At 36.7% G+C, this 13755-nt stretch carries 17 protein-coding genes; 9 read left to right on the forward strand and 8 right to left on the reverse strand.

Annotated features, from left to right (window positions below):
- Positions 1-77: 77 nt before the first annotated feature.
- From H3Z82_RS19750 to H3Z82_RS17180, 3 genes are read right to left on the reverse strand one after another with little or no spacing between them, the layout of a single operon-like run.
- Complete coding sequence (locus tag H3Z82_RS19750; RefSeq protein WP_262890707.1) at positions 78-206, reverse strand: hypothetical protein; 129 nt, start codon at positions 204-206, stop codon at positions 78-80.
- Positions 207-211: 5 nt separating this feature from the next.
- Positions 212-1123, reverse strand: coding sequence for a mechanosensitive ion channel family protein (locus tag H3Z82_RS17175; RefSeq protein ID WP_182206737.1), 912 nt, complete (start codon positions 1121-1123; stop codon positions 212-214).
- A gap of 51 nt (positions 1124-1174) precedes the next feature.
- Positions 1175-1477, reverse strand: a complete 303-nt coding sequence (locus H3Z82_RS17180; protein ID WP_182206738.1) for a hypothetical protein — start codon at positions 1475-1477, stop codon at positions 1175-1177.
- Positions 1478-1836: 359 nt separating this feature from the next.
- Between H3Z82_RS17180 and H3Z82_RS17185 the strand changes: the two genes are divergently transcribed.
- From H3Z82_RS17185 to H3Z82_RS17210, 6 genes are all read left to right on the forward strand, one after another.
- Positions 1837-2955 (forward strand): alkene reductase, encoded by a 1119-nt coding sequence (locus tag H3Z82_RS17185; RefSeq protein ID WP_182206739.1) that lies wholly within the window; start codon positions 1837-1839, stop codon positions 2953-2955.
- 3 nt (positions 2956-2958) lie between these two features.
- On the forward strand, positions 2959-4359 hold the full coding sequence (locus H3Z82_RS17190; protein ID WP_182206740.1) for an NAD-dependent succinate-semialdehyde dehydrogenase: 1401 nt from the start codon (positions 2959-2961) through the stop codon (positions 4357-4359).
- 82 nt (positions 4360-4441) lie between these two features.
- Complete coding sequence (locus tag H3Z82_RS17195) at positions 4442-4861, forward strand: OsmC family protein (protein WP_182206741.1); 420 nt, start codon at positions 4442-4444, stop codon at positions 4859-4861.
- A 155-nt stretch (positions 4862-5016) separates the two neighbouring features.
- A complete protein-coding gene (locus H3Z82_RS17200; RefSeq protein WP_182206742.1) occupies positions 5017-5934 on the forward strand; it encodes an EamA family transporter in 918 nt (305 codons plus the stop codon).
- A gap of 25 nt (positions 5935-5959) precedes the next feature.
- The gene (locus H3Z82_RS17205) at positions 5960-6898 is read left to right on the forward strand and encodes a pyridoxal-phosphate dependent enzyme (RefSeq protein WP_182206743.1); all 939 of its coding nucleotides are present in this window, start codon (positions 5960-5962) and stop codon (positions 6896-6898) included.
- 141 nt (positions 6899-7039) lie between these two features.
- Positions 7040-7663: a hypothetical protein gene (locus H3Z82_RS17210; protein WP_182206744.1), complete on the forward strand. Its 624-nt coding sequence runs from the start codon at positions 7040-7042 to the stop codon at positions 7661-7663.
- Positions 7664-7812: 149 nt separating this feature from the next.
- Here the strand turns inward: H3Z82_RS17210 and H3Z82_RS17215 are convergent, their stop codons facing one another.
- Complete coding sequence (locus H3Z82_RS17215; RefSeq protein WP_182206745.1) at positions 7813-8070, reverse strand: YtxH domain-containing protein; 258 nt, start codon at positions 8068-8070, stop codon at positions 7813-7815.
- 403 nt (positions 8071-8473) lie between these two features.
- Between H3Z82_RS17215 and H3Z82_RS17220 the strand changes: the two genes are divergently transcribed.
- Entirely contained in the window at positions 8474-8833 is a 360-nt protein-coding gene (locus H3Z82_RS17220; protein WP_182206746.1) for a hypothetical protein, read from the forward strand.
- 48 nt (positions 8834-8881) lie between these two features.
- Here H3Z82_RS17220 and H3Z82_RS17225 read toward each other — a convergent pair whose 3' ends face one another.
- The 3 genes from H3Z82_RS17225 to H3Z82_RS17235 form a co-directional block, all read right to left on the reverse strand.
- Positions 8882-9748 (reverse strand): SdiA-regulated domain-containing protein, encoded by an 867-nt coding sequence (locus tag H3Z82_RS17225; RefSeq protein WP_182206747.1) that lies wholly within the window; start codon positions 9746-9748, stop codon positions 8882-8884.
- A gap of 95 nt (positions 9749-9843) precedes the next feature.
- On the reverse strand, positions 9844-11109 hold the full coding sequence (locus H3Z82_RS17230) for a sensor histidine kinase (protein WP_182206748.1): 1266 nt from the start codon (positions 11107-11109) through the stop codon (positions 9844-9846).
- A complete protein-coding gene (locus H3Z82_RS17235; protein WP_182206749.1) occupies positions 11109-11780 on the reverse strand; it encodes a response regulator transcription factor in 672 nt (223 codons plus the stop codon). The genes H3Z82_RS17230 and H3Z82_RS17235 overlap by 1 nt, the downstream gene beginning before the upstream one ends.
- A gap of 293 nt (positions 11781-12073) precedes the next feature.
- Between H3Z82_RS17235 and H3Z82_RS17240 the strand changes: the two genes are divergently transcribed.
- Positions 12074-12517, forward strand: a complete 444-nt coding sequence (locus H3Z82_RS17240; protein ID WP_182206750.1) for a PepSY domain-containing protein — start codon at positions 12074-12076, stop codon at positions 12515-12517.
- A 225-nt stretch (positions 12518-12742) separates the two neighbouring features.
- Here H3Z82_RS17240 and H3Z82_RS17245 read toward each other — a convergent pair whose 3' ends face one another.
- Positions 12743-12892 carry a hypothetical protein gene (locus tag H3Z82_RS17245; protein WP_182206751.1) on the reverse strand — a complete coding sequence of 50 codons (150 nt, stop codon included), beginning with the start codon at positions 12890-12892 and terminating at the stop codon, positions 12743-12745.
- A 200-nt stretch (positions 12893-13092) separates the two neighbouring features.
- On the opposite strand from H3Z82_RS17245, the gene H3Z82_RS17250 reads away from it, so the two are divergent.
- Positions 13093-13476 carry a hypothetical protein gene (locus H3Z82_RS17250; protein WP_182206752.1) on the forward strand — a complete coding sequence of 128 codons (384 nt, stop codon included), beginning with the start codon at positions 13093-13095 and terminating at the stop codon, positions 13474-13476.
- Positions 13477-13755 lie beyond the last annotated feature (279 nt).

A 13755-nucleotide genomic window follows, 5' to 3' on the forward strand; every position in this document is an offset into this window, starting at 1 on the left:
GAGTATTCGCGGTTTATAGATGTTAGCTACGCGAAGTTTTTAGATTAATTTAACGTTAATTGGTTTCTGAAACTACATTAGGTAGGCCTGATATAATCTCCCACATAAAAGTGAATGTGCTTTTGATGTGAAAACAATATCAGTTCTATATCTATGTTTTTGTGGAATGACCATAGAACGTTTTTAAAGTTTATAATTTCTTTCATAAGTATTATTTATTTTTCCTGTTCTCAGAATCATCGTTTTTTTCCAGACGAATAGGGAAGCCTCTTTCACCACCATACAATTTTATTTCTTGAATATCTGCCGGTAGGTAGTACCCATCTTTTTCTAGGGCTTCTTTCACATTTCTTACAACATTTCCTTTTGTAATCATAGCCATCCTTCTAAAATCGGTGGTGTCTACCCAAAAGAAAACCTTCAAATTCACAGTACTTGTGGCCAGTTCATCTTCAATCACAAAATTCTCATGTTCGTCATCTTCTATAACTTTAGGCTCCTTTCGCAAAGTTTCCAATATGGTTTTCTTGGCACCTTGTATATTGTCTTCGTAAGCTATTCCGATAATAAAACTCCATCTAAAAAATCCATCTTCTGTATAGTTTGTAACCGGTTTCCTGAGCACATCACTGTTGGGGATATAAACATCCTTTCCATCAAAGGTTTTTAATTTGGTGTACCTAAACTCAAGGTTTTTCACCTTTCCAAAGTCATCGCCAATTTCAACAGTATCATTAACATCAAACGGTCGGTTAAACGCCAGAATAACCCCAGCTATGAAATTTTCACCAATATCTTTAAAAGCAAATCCAAAAACTATGGCACTTGCTCCTGCAGCTGTTAAAATGGCAGTGGCAATACCACCCATGCCTGCAGCTCTTAATGCAATCATTACTACAAAAATAATCAGTACATACCTTATGGCCTGACCCAGAAATTTACTCATTAAAGGATCATGAGTCCTTGCGTCAATACGTCTTCTTGCAAATTGTCCAATCCATTTGGCGATTAAAAAACCTAAGGCAATAATGAGAACACCTATACCAATACCCGGTAATTGATGAATCAGGCCATTGTAAAAATTGGTGATTGATTCTGAAATGGTTACTGTATTGTCTTGCATATAGTGTGGATTGACCTGTACTGATAATATTTAAATGATTATTATGTTTAACTATCTATCATTTCCATTTTCTTCCAAGGCATCATTATCCGTTCCCCCTTGACTGTAGAGTTGATTCTCTTCATCCTTCAATTTTTTTCTTGATCGATCCTCAGGTAAAGTGCGCCCGGGAATGTCCAGATCTTCTCCCTCAAAATCAACGGGATGCGATCTATGATTGTCATCCAATTCTAAATCATCACCGCCATCGGTTCTTAAGTTCTTCTGTTTTTCCCCCAACAAATCCTTATCGTGCTCTGAGATATTTGAGTCGTACTTCTGTTCTTTATGTTCTTCTTTTTTATCTGATGCCATGATATGCGTTTTTAAAATTTAACTTGAAATTTAAATGTACGTCTAATATCAACCTGCTTTTAACGGATTTGAAACTAATGTTGATGCAAATAGAAACAGTGTCATATAACTGAAGAACGTGCTTTGCAGATGGGTTCATATTAAATTGTGTAGGAGCAAAGATTACCTATATGTTATTGTATTTTTGAGAAAACAGATGAATCAGCAATCACTTATTTGTGGTTCAGCTCAACCAAAGCTTCGAGGCTCTGAGGCGTTTTAGAGTTGATGCCCAAAAGTGTTTAACACTCTAAGGCTACTGATTTTATTGCATCTGGAAAGTATTTTATACCTAAACTTATTCAATTTAAATTATACCAATGTCAAAACAACCTTTACTGAATACATATATAATGGGCGACTTAAACTTGTCCAATCGAGTGGTTATGGCGCCAATGACGCGCAGTCGTGCCGCGAACAAGAACAAAGTGCCAACGGAAGATTTGCACGTGGTATACTACACCCAAAGAGCCACGGCAGGATTGATAATTACTGAAGGCTCACAAGTTTCAAAAGATGCTGTTGGCTATATCCATACCCCCGGAATCCATTCGCAAGAACAGGTTGAAGGTTGGAAAAAGGTAACCAAATCGGTACATGATGCTGGTGGACGCATTTTTATTCAACTATGGCATGTTGGACGAATGTCACATCCAGACTTCCATGACGGGAACCTACCGTTGGCTCCATCGGCAATCAATCCCAATTCAAAGTCCTATACACCAGATGGCTTTAAAGATACGGTTACCCCTAAGGCAATGACCTTAGAGGACATCAAAATTACTATTAATGATTTCCAGAACGCCGCTAAGAATGCTGTTGAGGCTGGGTTTGATGGTGTGGAGATCCATTCGTCCAATGGTTATTTATTCCATCAATTTTTTAATGGAACAAGCAATCATCGTCAAGATCAATATGGTGGCAGTATAGAAAACAGAGCACGCTTTTTCTTTGAAACCTTAGATGCTATTAAGCAGGTCATTCCTCAAAATAGAATAGGTGTGCGTTTTAATCCATCACTTCATAATATATTCGGAATGACGATTGATAAGGATACGATACCAACTTTTGATTATATTATTGAGACCTTGGACAAAGATTATGATTTGGCATATATTCATTTGTCAGAACCTTTTAACGACGTCTCTAAGGTAGCTTTTGCAGAGCCTTACATTGCAAAGCGTTACCGTTCAAAATACAAAGGTACTTTAATGATCAGTACAGGGTTTGATCAGGAATCTGGCAATAAAGTCATTGCAGACGGATATGCCGATTTAGTTTCTTTTGCTAAACTTTATATTTCCAATCCTGATCTGGTGGGACGCTTCAGGGAAAACTTGGAAACAACAGCTTGGGATACAGCCACTTTTTATACTCGAGGAAAAGATGGCTATACCACATACGACGCAAAATCTCGAGATTTAATTCCAAATTCATAAATTATGAGCACAACAGATAAACAAAAAGAATTTACAACTATAAATCCGACTTCTGAAGAGGAAATAAAGACCTATACCTATATGACAGATGAGGAGGCCGAAAACGCCGTCAAAAAATGTCATGAAGCTTATTTAAAATGGCGACATACACCCATTGAAGAACGAGCAGAAATCATTAAAGCCATTGGCGAGGAATTGGTATCTCAAAAAGATAAATTCGCTACCTTGATGACGGATGAAATGGGCAAGCTCCTTAGGCAAAGCCATCAGGAGATTGAGCTTTGTAAAGGAATCTGCGATTTTACAGCCACCGAGGGCTTGAACGTTTTAAAAAACGAAGAACGTGAATTGCCAGATGGCGGCAAGGGCATCATTACCTATTCTCCAATTGGCGTTATTTACGGGATCCAACCATGGAATTTTCCGGCCTATCAGGTGATCCGTTATTCTATTGCCAATTTAATGGCAGGAAATGGGATTTTACTCAAGCACGCCAAAAACGTTACGGGATCAGCATTATTATTAAAAGAAATTTATGAAAAGGCTGGTCTTCCGAAAGATTTATTTACTGTTTTGATTATTGATCATGACCAATCTGATACAATCATCGAAAACGAATTGGTACGGGGCGTCACTTTAACAGGAAGCTCTGAAGCTGGTAAAATCATTGCCAAGAAAGCGGGTGGTGTTTTAAAGAAAACCGTCCTGGAGTTGGGTAGTAATGATGCGTACTTGATTTTGGAAGACGCTGATATAGCTATGGCAGCCAAAACCTGCGTTCAAGGTCGTGTTTATAATAACGGAGAAACTTGTGTTTCGGCCAAACGTTTTATAGTGACAGAGAAGGTTTATGACGAATTCAAATCCGCCTTTGTTGAAGGCATGAAAACCATTGTGACGGGAGATCCCAAAGAAAAATCATCAAAAATGGGGCCTCTGGCACGTAAGGATTTGCGCGAAAAGCTTCATGATCAAGTCGAGAAAAGTGTCCAGAAAGGAGCTAAAATCATATTAGGAGGCACCCTGCCAAATGGGAAAGGTTATTTCTATCCTGCTACAATCCTGGACAACGTTCAACCAGGACAGCCGGCTTATGATGATGAACTATTTGGTCCTGTAGCTTCTCTTATTAAAGCCAAAGACGATGAAGACGCCATGCGAATTGCCAATGACAGTAAGTTTGGATTAGGGGGTGGTATTTTCTCCAATGATCAAGACAAAGCCATCCAATTGGCACAGAATCATTTTGATACGGGAATGGTCAATATTAATTCTTTCGGGTTGGCGCGACCAAATATGCCGTTTGGAGGTGTCAAGAATTCAGGTTACGGAAGAGAACATGGAGGTTTTGGACTCCGTGAGTTTATAAATGCAAAATCCATTTTCGTTCCGAAGAAAAAATAGATAAAAACATCTCATACGTTAGGGTATGATTATCTCAATCAGACACAAACGTATTTATATATTAACTTTAAAAATAAGAATTATGAAATTTAACAGAACAGCAAGCGCTCACTGGGAAGGTGGCGGAAAAGACGGTAAAGGCTCTCTAACTACTGAGAGTGGTGTTTTACAAAAATCGCCTTATGCCTTCAAAACACGTTTTGAAGATGCGGTTGGGACCAATCCAGAAGAGTTGATTGGCGCAGCCCATGCAGGTTGCTTTACAATGCAATTGAGTTTTTTCTTGGTAGAAAAAGGATTCACTGCAGAATCTTTAGATACCAATGCAAGAGTTTTTTTTGAAGACGGCAGCATCCCGAAAATCGAGTTGGAACTCAATGGGAAAGTGCCAGGGATGGAAGAAAGTAAATTCAAGGAGATTGCCAACAAAGCAAAAGAAAACTGTCCGGTATCAAAATTATTAGATGCTGAGATCACCTTAAAAACAACTTTTGATAGTTAAACAATTAAATGCCAGCTTATAGTTTGTGATTGATAGAACCTTTCTAAAACCTTAAGTAGAATAAATGAAATATTAAGCTTAAAAGAGATCTTCAAGGGTCTCTTTTCTTATTTTTGCACATTCCTTCTATATAAGCGCTTAGCACAAAACAACCAATGAGCAGTTCAAAAAACACCCTTTTTATCGTCCTTGCATTTTTCTCAATTTATGTAATATGGGGGTCTACCTATTTATTGAACAAAATTGCGGTCACGGAGTTGCCTCCGTTCATGTTGGCTTCTATCCGATTTACAACGGCAGGACTTCTTATTTTTATCATCGCCAAATTGATGGGCAAATCTTTGAGCATTACAAAAAAACAATTGGTAAATGTTTTTATTGCCGGATTCTTGTTTTTAACTATAGGTAATGGAGTAGTGGTTTGGGCCTTGAAGTATGTGGATAGCGGATTTGCAGCTTTGGAAATATCGGCACAGCCGTTAGTTGTATTGATTTTAATGCGCATTTTTCAAGGAAAAAAAATTAAGGCCATGTCGGTATTAGGGGTAATCTTAGGCATTATAGGCATTTATTTGTTGGTCAGTCAAAACGAAGTGGTCAGTAAAGAAGGTTCTATTACCGGAATGATCATGATCTTTTTTTGTATGGTAAGTTGGGCTTCAGGGAGTTTATTTGTTGGAAACGCCGATTTACCTACCAACTATTTCGTTAATACAGGCTATCAAATGGTCGCAGGAGGTTTGATGCTGGTTATTGGAAGCTTAATATTTGGCGAAACATGGAGTTTGCCAAATACATGGAGTGAAGAGGTGCAGTGGTCAATGGTAATACTTATAGTTTTTGGAAGTATTGTAGCTTTTACGTCCTTTAATTTTCTTCTGAAGAAAGTCTCACCGGATAAGGTGGCAACCTCAACTTACGTCAACCCAATAATCGCATTGTTATTGGGGTGGTATTTCTTGGAAGAAGTTATCACTACACAATCCGTTGTGGCTGCCATTGTTTTGTTGACCGGTGTGTATTTTATCAATACAAAAAAGAAATTGGTCATTTTTGCCAGGTTTCGTAAGTAGATTTTAAATATCTTTAGGTTCTGATATGTATAAACAAACGCTTTTAGAAACAAGACAACGGATTTCTTCTTTTGTCCATAACACGCCAGTGCTCACATCGCACTTATTAGACGACAAGTCGGGTGCAAAATTATTTTTTAAATGTGAGAACTTTCAGAAAATGGGAGCCTTTAAAATGCGTGGGGCTACCAATGCCATTATACAACTTTCCAAAGAGCAACAGGAGCGAGGCGTAGTAACCCATTCTTCAGGAAATTTCGCTCAAGCCTTATCCTTAGCTGCAAAAAATTTGGGAGTCAACGCCTATATTGTTATGCCCGATAACGCACCTAAGGTTAAGGAAGATGCTGTTTTGGGATATGGTGGAAACATAACCAAATGCGAATCAAACATTCAGGCAAGGGAAGAGGCTGCAACTCAAATTGTTTCTGAAAAAGGCGCAACTTTTATACATCCATCCAATGATTTGAACGTCATCTTAGGGAATGCCACAGCCGGTATGGAGCTTTTAGAAGCACATCCTGATTTGAATTGTGTTTTAACTCCGGTTGGAGGTGGCGGACTATTAGCTGGCACAGCTTTGGCAGCCCATTATTTCGGAACACAATGTAAAGCCATTGGAGGGGAACCGATGTTAGTGGATGATGCTTTTAGATCTTTACAATCTGGAAAAATTGAAACTAACACCACAGGTAATACTATTGCCGATGGATTGCGCACACATTTGGGCGATATCAACTTTCCAATCTTACAACAGTACGTGGACCATATCATTCGCGTAGAGGAAGATGAGATTATCAAGGCTATGAGGCTACTTTGGGAGCGTTTAAAGATTGTGGTTGAACCATCAAGTGCTGTCGCATTTGCCGCAATATTGAAAAACAAGGCCTATTTCAAAGGAAAAAAGGTGGGAGTTATACTTTCTGGAGGTAATGTGGATTTGGACACTTTGAGATTTTCTTGAATCAACCTACCATTTATCGTCAAAATTTGACGTTGGTATAAGCCACTTACCTTTTAACGTTTATATTGAGCGTTTGTATATTTTTTTTTACTTCAGGGACACAATCATTTAGTTTTGAATGAATTAATAAATGTTCCTCCCATGATAAAATTAGTTTATATACTGTCGGTTGTATTGATTTTAAGCGGCTTTCATACCGTTAAAGCACAAGATAAATTTGAAGAGCTTCCTGAAGATTTTCATACCCGTCATGCCATTTATGATTACTCTGAAGATGTATTGAGCAATACCGATTCCATTCCAGATTTCGCAACGAAATCCAATCCTTTGAAAATTACAGGTACCGTTTTTTTAGGTGATGGTGTGACACCTGCCAAAGACGTTATCCTATATATCAATCAAGCTGATGATAATGGCAGTTACGAATTAAAAAAACATCATAATAAGCGTTATGTTTATCATAGAGGTTGGGTTAAAACCAATGCCGACGGGAAATACACTTTTTACACTTTTGTTCCAGGTAAGGAAAGACGTAGCAATGACTTTAAAAAAATTCACTTGGTAATTAAAGAGCCAAATAATGTTGAGATTGAAGGATTCGATTTGATATTTGACAACGATCCGCTTTTGACAAAATCCTGCCGTAGAAAAATTGCTCGAAATGGATTAGACAATATCCTAAAACCTGAAAAGAAAGATTCAATTTCTGTGGCTACCAAAAACATCATCCTTAAGCGTCAAAGCATGGACTTTGCAAAGAAATAAGCAGTAGGGTCTGATCATTAATAATCCTTGAACAATCTCGCAACCTTAAATAGAAATGGACCTTTGAGACAACCCTATGAAATGGTAGAATGATCCATAAAAAATCCCGCTAATTGCGGGATTTTCTTTAATTTATGTTTTTAAAAAAATTAATTTTTCATGGCATTTACCTCTTCTTGGATGTCTGAAACTTCCTTTTTGGCTCCAGTTTTCAATTCGTCCAATTTAGTCTTGACGGTCGATTCGACCTCAGTATACGTATCTTTTACGCGCTGGCCGACTTCGTTAACCTTACCGTGCAATTCTTCCTTTTGTTCTGGAGATAAATTTTTATATTTCCACCAGGCAAATACACCTGCTCCAATTCCTAATAAGGCCAAAAGACCTTTTCCTTGTTGTTTTTTCATATTGTTTGATTTGTATTAAAGATAAGAAATTTTAAAAGCAATTCAGTTGTTCTCCTGCCTATTGTGATAACTTTAATACGGTATTATGATAATATTAATAGTTCTAAAGTGTTCAGTGGATTTCAAGTTGTATTCGCGCGAATACAACGCGAATACAAACAAATACTAAATGGTATACAGCACCAAATTTTTATTTTGAACCTATTTTTTTAGAACGGCTTTCTGCATATCTTTTAAGTCTTTTGAGAGTATTGACTTTATTAATAAATACGTTTTCCACCAATGGATATCAAGGCTCTATGCGACCTGCTTTCCTATTCCTTGCCAGTTTACAATACGTTAAAATTTCATAAAATCCTTGACATTAAAACCTTAAAATCTTAAATTATAGAAAAACAGAATTATGAAAACTTTATTAACCTTACTTTTTGTCGTGGCTACAAACTTTGTTCTTGCTCAGTACCCCAAAGCTAGTGTCACTGATATCAACGTCAAAGAACGTGCGGATAATATTACCGCTCAATATAATGAGCATTTGGGCCTAACTGGAGTACAAATCCCTCTGTTTAAAAACAAGGTAGCTCACTATTTGGTTTTGGCCGATGAGATTAAGAGAGACCATGATGGTAGAGAAGAATTGGATGCCTTAGTTGAGATGCAAGCTAATGAAACCTTGGCTATGAACGATATTTTAACTTTATACCAATACCGACTCTACAAAAAAATAAAGCCGGAAATACAACCTCTCAAAATGATAGAGTGATATCATATTCTAATTTAAGATTGTGTTTTCCAAACGGGAAATTGAATATTAGCTTGTTTTAAATTCAACCAGATGAATTGTTGCTGAACCACCGGCTGCTTCATTGGAGATATATAGTTCACCATCCGTACTAAAGGTCATCCCTTCTGGCTGAGGAAAATTGATTTCATCTAGCTTGAGCACAGTCTTCAGAGCCCCTTGTTGATCTAAGATCATTAATTTAGGATTCTTGCCTTCCAACACATAAATATCTTTGGTTATTGGATGTACGGCAATTTCAGAAGGATTGAAAGTCTTACGCAGCTTCTTGCTTCTATATTTACTTAAAGCGTCTGCATTCAAATCAATTTTATAGGTTGGCGCATCTAAGTCTACACTTTTGTCAGTCATTGATATTTTATAGATGCCCTTAAAACTGTCGTCGGAATCCTTGTCTTTTGGAGCTGTCAGCAGTGAACTATCATTGGGAGAATAAACCAACGATTCCATATTATGGGAGGATTTGAAACCGGTTTCATGTGCACTGATCGTCCTGTTGGCTTCTCTCCAATTGTTTATTTCATATAATAATCCATCACTTCGCATCACAAATAAATCGATTTTATTAAGCGCAATGCCTTCATAATCGCCATTTCCGGCAAAAGGTATTTCTTCTTTAATTGAACTTTCATAAAGATCATACACATAAATAATTCCATTCTCATCCTGTACACAGGCTAAAGTATTATCATCAACCCAAACAATGCCACTAACCTCATCTAAGGCATCTGGCAATTCCCAGGTTTCCAAAATGGTATAATTGTCCATGCCTTTGGTGATTTCAGCATTGGCTTGATTGACTTTATAAAAGCCTACAATGGCAATGCCGACTAAAATGGCGATAAAAAGACCTATAAAAAGACTGGATTTTTTCATAAAATAATTTTCTATTCCAAAGGTCTGTTTTAAATCTGAAAACAATTGGGAATAGGAGGGGTATAACCTTTATTTAATAATGTTTTAACGACTATTTAAGAAAATGTTAGTTTAAAGATGTGTTGTTCAGAATAAGAATAAGTTAATTCAATACCATACTTTTCTGAAATGGCCTTGGCAATGGCTAAGCCAAGTCCCGTTGATTTGTTGTCACTACTTAATTTCTTAAACCTTGAAAATATAATGTCGCTATCCAAGGGTTTTGCACTGCCAAAATTGCTTATAGAGATTGTTTTTGTTTGAATCTTTACAGTTACCGTGTTGTTCTGTTGACCGTGGACAATAGAATTTTTGATAAGATTGTTCAGCAGAATCACCGCAAGATCCTTATTCATTCGGAATGTGAGTTTTGAAACTGATTCCAGTTGTAAGTCGATATTTTTATGAGCTGCAAGATCTTGAAAATCGCCAATAACTTCAGCGGTCAATTGATTAAAATCGATGCGTTCCTCATCGACAAATTGCCTGTTTTCAATTTTAGACAGTAGAAGTAGAGACTTATTTAATCGGGTCAACCGACCAAGGTTGTCTAAAACCGATGCCATCGTCTTAACATTGTCTTCAGGGAGATTGCTATTTTCAAGAAACAATTCCAATTTATTAATGCTTATGGCGAGTGGGGTTTGCAATTCGTGCGAGGCATTTTCTATAAAATGTTGTTGTTCTAAGTACCGCGCTCTACTTTGGTCAATTAGTGTTGTAATGGATGCATTGAGTAGCCTAAACTCCTCAATATTAGTGGGCATAGTGGTAATCTGATCGTTTTTTTCTATTCTGAAATCGCGCAATTGCCACATTAAGTTATGAAAGGGTTTCCAAATCTTTTTAAGCATTAAATTATTTAAAATAACAATAGCAATCATGAGCGACACATACAGAACAATGAGATACACTACCAAATCCTGAATCAAATCATCCTCTTCTACCATTGAGGTTATAAATTTGACCTTGTAATAGTGGTCGTTATAAGCCAATTTGGTTTCATAGATTCGAACGGGTTCAAAGTCCTGCTCATTGAGCATATACATCAAAGTATCTGAATTACGATCTTCAAATTTCTCATATTGTTGTTTGGAAATGGGGGTGATGGCATGGTTCCAAAGGTCAAGATCATTGTGTTGGAGTATTTCAGGATTGGTAGGCAACTTTTGCAACAACAATACTTTTTGATTTTCAAGGCCGTCATCTAAGCTGTCATAGATTTCATCCAACATGGCATAATAAAAAATGACAGCCCAAACGGTAATCAATGGAACTAAAAGGATGGCGAGATATTTGGACGTATAGTTGAGGAGTTTCATCAGACAGTTTCAAGTTTGTAACCTACACCATATACTGCTTCAATGTTGATGGTGGCCTGTTCAAGTTTTTTTCGAAGGTTCTTGATTTGCGAATAAATAAAATCAAAACTATCGGATTGGTCTATATGATCGCCCCAAACGTGTTCTGCTAAGGCCGATTTGGTCACTAATCTGGTTTTGTTCGTAATGAGATACATTAAAATATCGTATTCCTTCCGGTTGAGAACAACCTCATGATCATTGATGGTTACATACCTATTTTCAGGTTGTATGGATACATTGCCAATATGGATATACGAATTGCCATCAAAATGACGCCGTCTTAAAACAGCCTTGACACGGGCATGCAATTCGGCCATGTGGAAGGGCTTTGGTAAATAATCATCAGCACCCAAATTAAGACCTTCCAATCGGTCGTCAAGAGAATCTTTTGCTGATACAATTATGACGCCTTCATCCTTTCCCTTAGATTTCAATTCTTTTAAAAGTTCAAGCCCATTGCCATCGGGCAGTGTAATGTCCAATAATATACAATCGTAATCATAAACAGCAATTTTTTCAAGTGCAGAAGTGTAGTCAGATGCAGATTCGACAATATAATGCTCGCGCTTTAAAGTTTGAGCCATATTCTCGAGCATCTCAGGTTCGTCTTCTATAATCAACAGTTTCATCTAAGGCAATTTTATACAATTGTAATACTGAAATCTAAAATCATTTAGGAATCCTTCTAAAATAAAGAAAAAAGAACGCCGATAAAGATTTTAGCCAAGTTTTATTCCCACAAAGGGATTTTAATATCCTGAGGTTCTTGAGGCCGGCAATTGGTACTATATCATTATAATACGAGTTGGAAGTGAAATATTAAAATACACGGTTTTTACAAAAACTTAACACTTAGCGCCACAAAATTCCTAATTCGTTACAGTTTTGTGAGCTTTCTTTGTATCAAATAAAAAAACTAATAATGATGAAAAATTTAAAAATAGCCGCACTATTATTGTTCGCAACTGCAACAATAAGTGCACAGGATTTAAAAACTGATGAAGTACCAACAAATTTACAAACCATTTTTAGCAACTCCTACAGTAATGTTGCAGATGTGGAATGGGAAAAGAAAGGGGACCACTATAAGGTTGAATTTGAGGTCAACAGCCTGGAGCATGATATTTGGTATGATGCAGATGGAAATGTTGCTAAATCTAAAGTTGAAATTTTAGAAAGCGAATTGCCATCCGCTGTTGCTTCTGCTGTGAAGACTAAATATGCGGATTATAAAGTTGATTCTGTAGAGGTCCATGAAGAAGGCGGAAAAACAACTTATGAAGTAGAAATTGAAAAAGGGTGGACTAAAGAACGAAAGCTTATTGTTGATGCTTCAGGTAAAATATTGAGTGATATAGAAGATTAATTTCTTTTAGTCACATGGATTAATGGTAAAGGGACTGAAACTTGTTTTCGGTCCTTTTTTATTTTTAAAATGACGGATTTTGGCACCCAATATTTACCCTAAGATGATTAGTTTTTATGAACGTTATTCCAAATAATACTTTAGCGGTATCCTTGTTAATTCATTTTGAATAGAATATCCACGGACACCGCTAAAATTTTGCTTTTTAAATTCCGGAAATGAAGGTTATTCAGTGGTGTCTGAATCCTCTTTTTTCTTACCACTCATCATAAAGTTTATGAGAATGCCCACCAAAGTGACACAAACTATAGCAAAAATGACAATCATAAAGACACCGTTATTCCAATTGGCATCTAAAAATAAAGGTTGATACATGGTTATTCTGTTTTGGTTTTTGGTAAAATTATAGTATAAAGGTATTAAAAAACATGATTATTATCAGTAATAGATGGGGTTTTTAAATCCTGTTGCGATATTTGTCATAAAATAGTGATGATCAATTGAAAATTCATTTTAAATCACATTTTTTGATTTGGAAATTGTATAATTTTGCAGATCGATAAATAGCATCTAAAATGAAAGCAATTCCTGTACTGATCTTGTTGTTGGTTTCAATAACATCAGTAGCCCAAATTGATTATAAAAAACAATTGGACAGCTTGACCATTGTCCACAAAGTATGCACTATAGAAAAGAGTGTTCGGAACCATCGTGTCAAGTTGGATCAGTTGAAAAAGCAGAAACAGACTTTAAACACCCAGCTGTCAGAGATACAGGGATTTAAACTTGGTCGTACCGACGCTGAAAGAGAAGAGCAATTATCTGAAATTAACCTCTTAATAGAAGCAAACACCACTGCCCTTACAGCCGCTGGGGTGCAATTGACTACCCTGATTAATGAGCTTGTCTTAGCAAACGAAGATGTTAAAGCCTTACAGAACCATAACATGATCGACTAAGGGTTTTCAAGACCATTTCCTTAGAATCACAGAAACTTAGCTTGAGTTTGTAAGTTCATCCTTTGCAGCTACTCATGAATGTTTTATAAAAGTGTGTTTATCACTTTTCTGAAAGCTGCGCAAATTTAATGCGAAAGTCAGTTTTTAATTTTTCCAAAACGCCTATCGTACAGATTGCTTACCAAAAGTGGATTTGAAAGCTTAAGTCATATTAATCGGATGTTTAACTCTCTAACGTGAATGTCCAAGAAGTTTATGGTCCAATCTTATTCTCAGTAG

This window comes from Gelidibacter maritimus (genome assembly GCF_014062315.1).
In the GTDB taxonomy this organism is placed as follows: Bacteria; Bacteroidota; Bacteroidia; order Flavobacteriales; family Flavobacteriaceae; genus Gelidibacter; species Gelidibacter maritimus.

Coding starts and splice junctions, on each gene's coding strand:
- H3Z82_RS17225 (WP_182206747.1), bottom strand. CDS start 9,748: ATGAAAAAATCCAGTCTTTTTATAGGTCTTTTTATCGCCATTTTAGTC.
- H3Z82_RS17235 (WP_182206749.1), bottom strand. CDS start 11,780: ATGAAACTGTTGATTATAGAAGACGAACCTGAGATGCTCGAGAATATG.
- H3Z82_RS17245 (WP_182206751.1), bottom strand. CDS start 12,892: ATGTATCAACCTTTATTTTTAGATGCCAATTGGAATAACGGTGTCTTT.
- H3Z82_RS17210 (WP_182206744.1), top strand. CDS start 7,040: ATGATAAAATTAGTTTATATACTGTCGGTTGTATTGATTTTAAGCGGC.
- H3Z82_RS17180 (WP_182206738.1), bottom strand. CDS start 1,477: ATGGCATCAGATAAAAAAGAAGAACATAAAGAACAGAAGTACGACTCA.
- H3Z82_RS17205 (WP_182206743.1), top strand. CDS start 5,960: ATGTATAAACAAACGCTTTTAGAAACAAGACAACGGATTTCTTCTTTT.
- H3Z82_RS17195 (WP_182206741.1), top strand. CDS start 4,442: ATGAAATTTAACAGAACAGCAAGCGCTCACTGGGAAGGTGGCGGAAAA.
- H3Z82_RS17175 (WP_182206737.1), bottom strand. CDS start 1,123: ATGCAAGACAATACAGTAACCATTTCAGAATCAATCACCAATTTTTAC.
- H3Z82_RS17250 (WP_182206752.1), top strand. CDS start 13,093: ATGAAAGCAATTCCTGTACTGATCTTGTTGTTGGTTTCAATAACATCA.
- H3Z82_RS17190 (WP_182206740.1), top strand. CDS start 2,959: ATGAGCACAACAGATAAACAAAAAGAATTTACAACTATAAATCCGACT.
- H3Z82_RS17200 (WP_182206742.1), top strand. CDS start 5,017: ATGAGCAGTTCAAAAAACACCCTTTTTATCGTCCTTGCATTTTTCTCA.
- H3Z82_RS17230 (WP_182206748.1), bottom strand. CDS start 11,109: ATGAAACTCCTCAACTATACGTCCAAATATCTCGCCATCCTTTTAGTT.
- H3Z82_RS17215 (WP_182206745.1), bottom strand. CDS start 8,070: ATGAAAAAACAACAAGGAAAAGGTCTTTTGGCCTTATTAGGAATTGGA.
- H3Z82_RS17220 (WP_182206746.1), top strand. CDS start 8,474: ATGAAAACTTTATTAACCTTACTTTTTGTCGTGGCTACAAACTTTGTT.
- H3Z82_RS19750 (WP_262890707.1), bottom strand. CDS start 206: ATGAAAGAAATTATAAACTTTAAAAACGTTCTATGGTCATTCCACAAA.
- H3Z82_RS17185 (WP_182206739.1), top strand. CDS start 1,837: ATGTCAAAACAACCTTTACTGAATACATATATAATGGGCGACTTAAAC.
- H3Z82_RS17240 (WP_182206750.1), top strand. CDS start 12,074: ATGATGAAAAATTTAAAAATAGCCGCACTATTATTGTTCGCAACTGCA.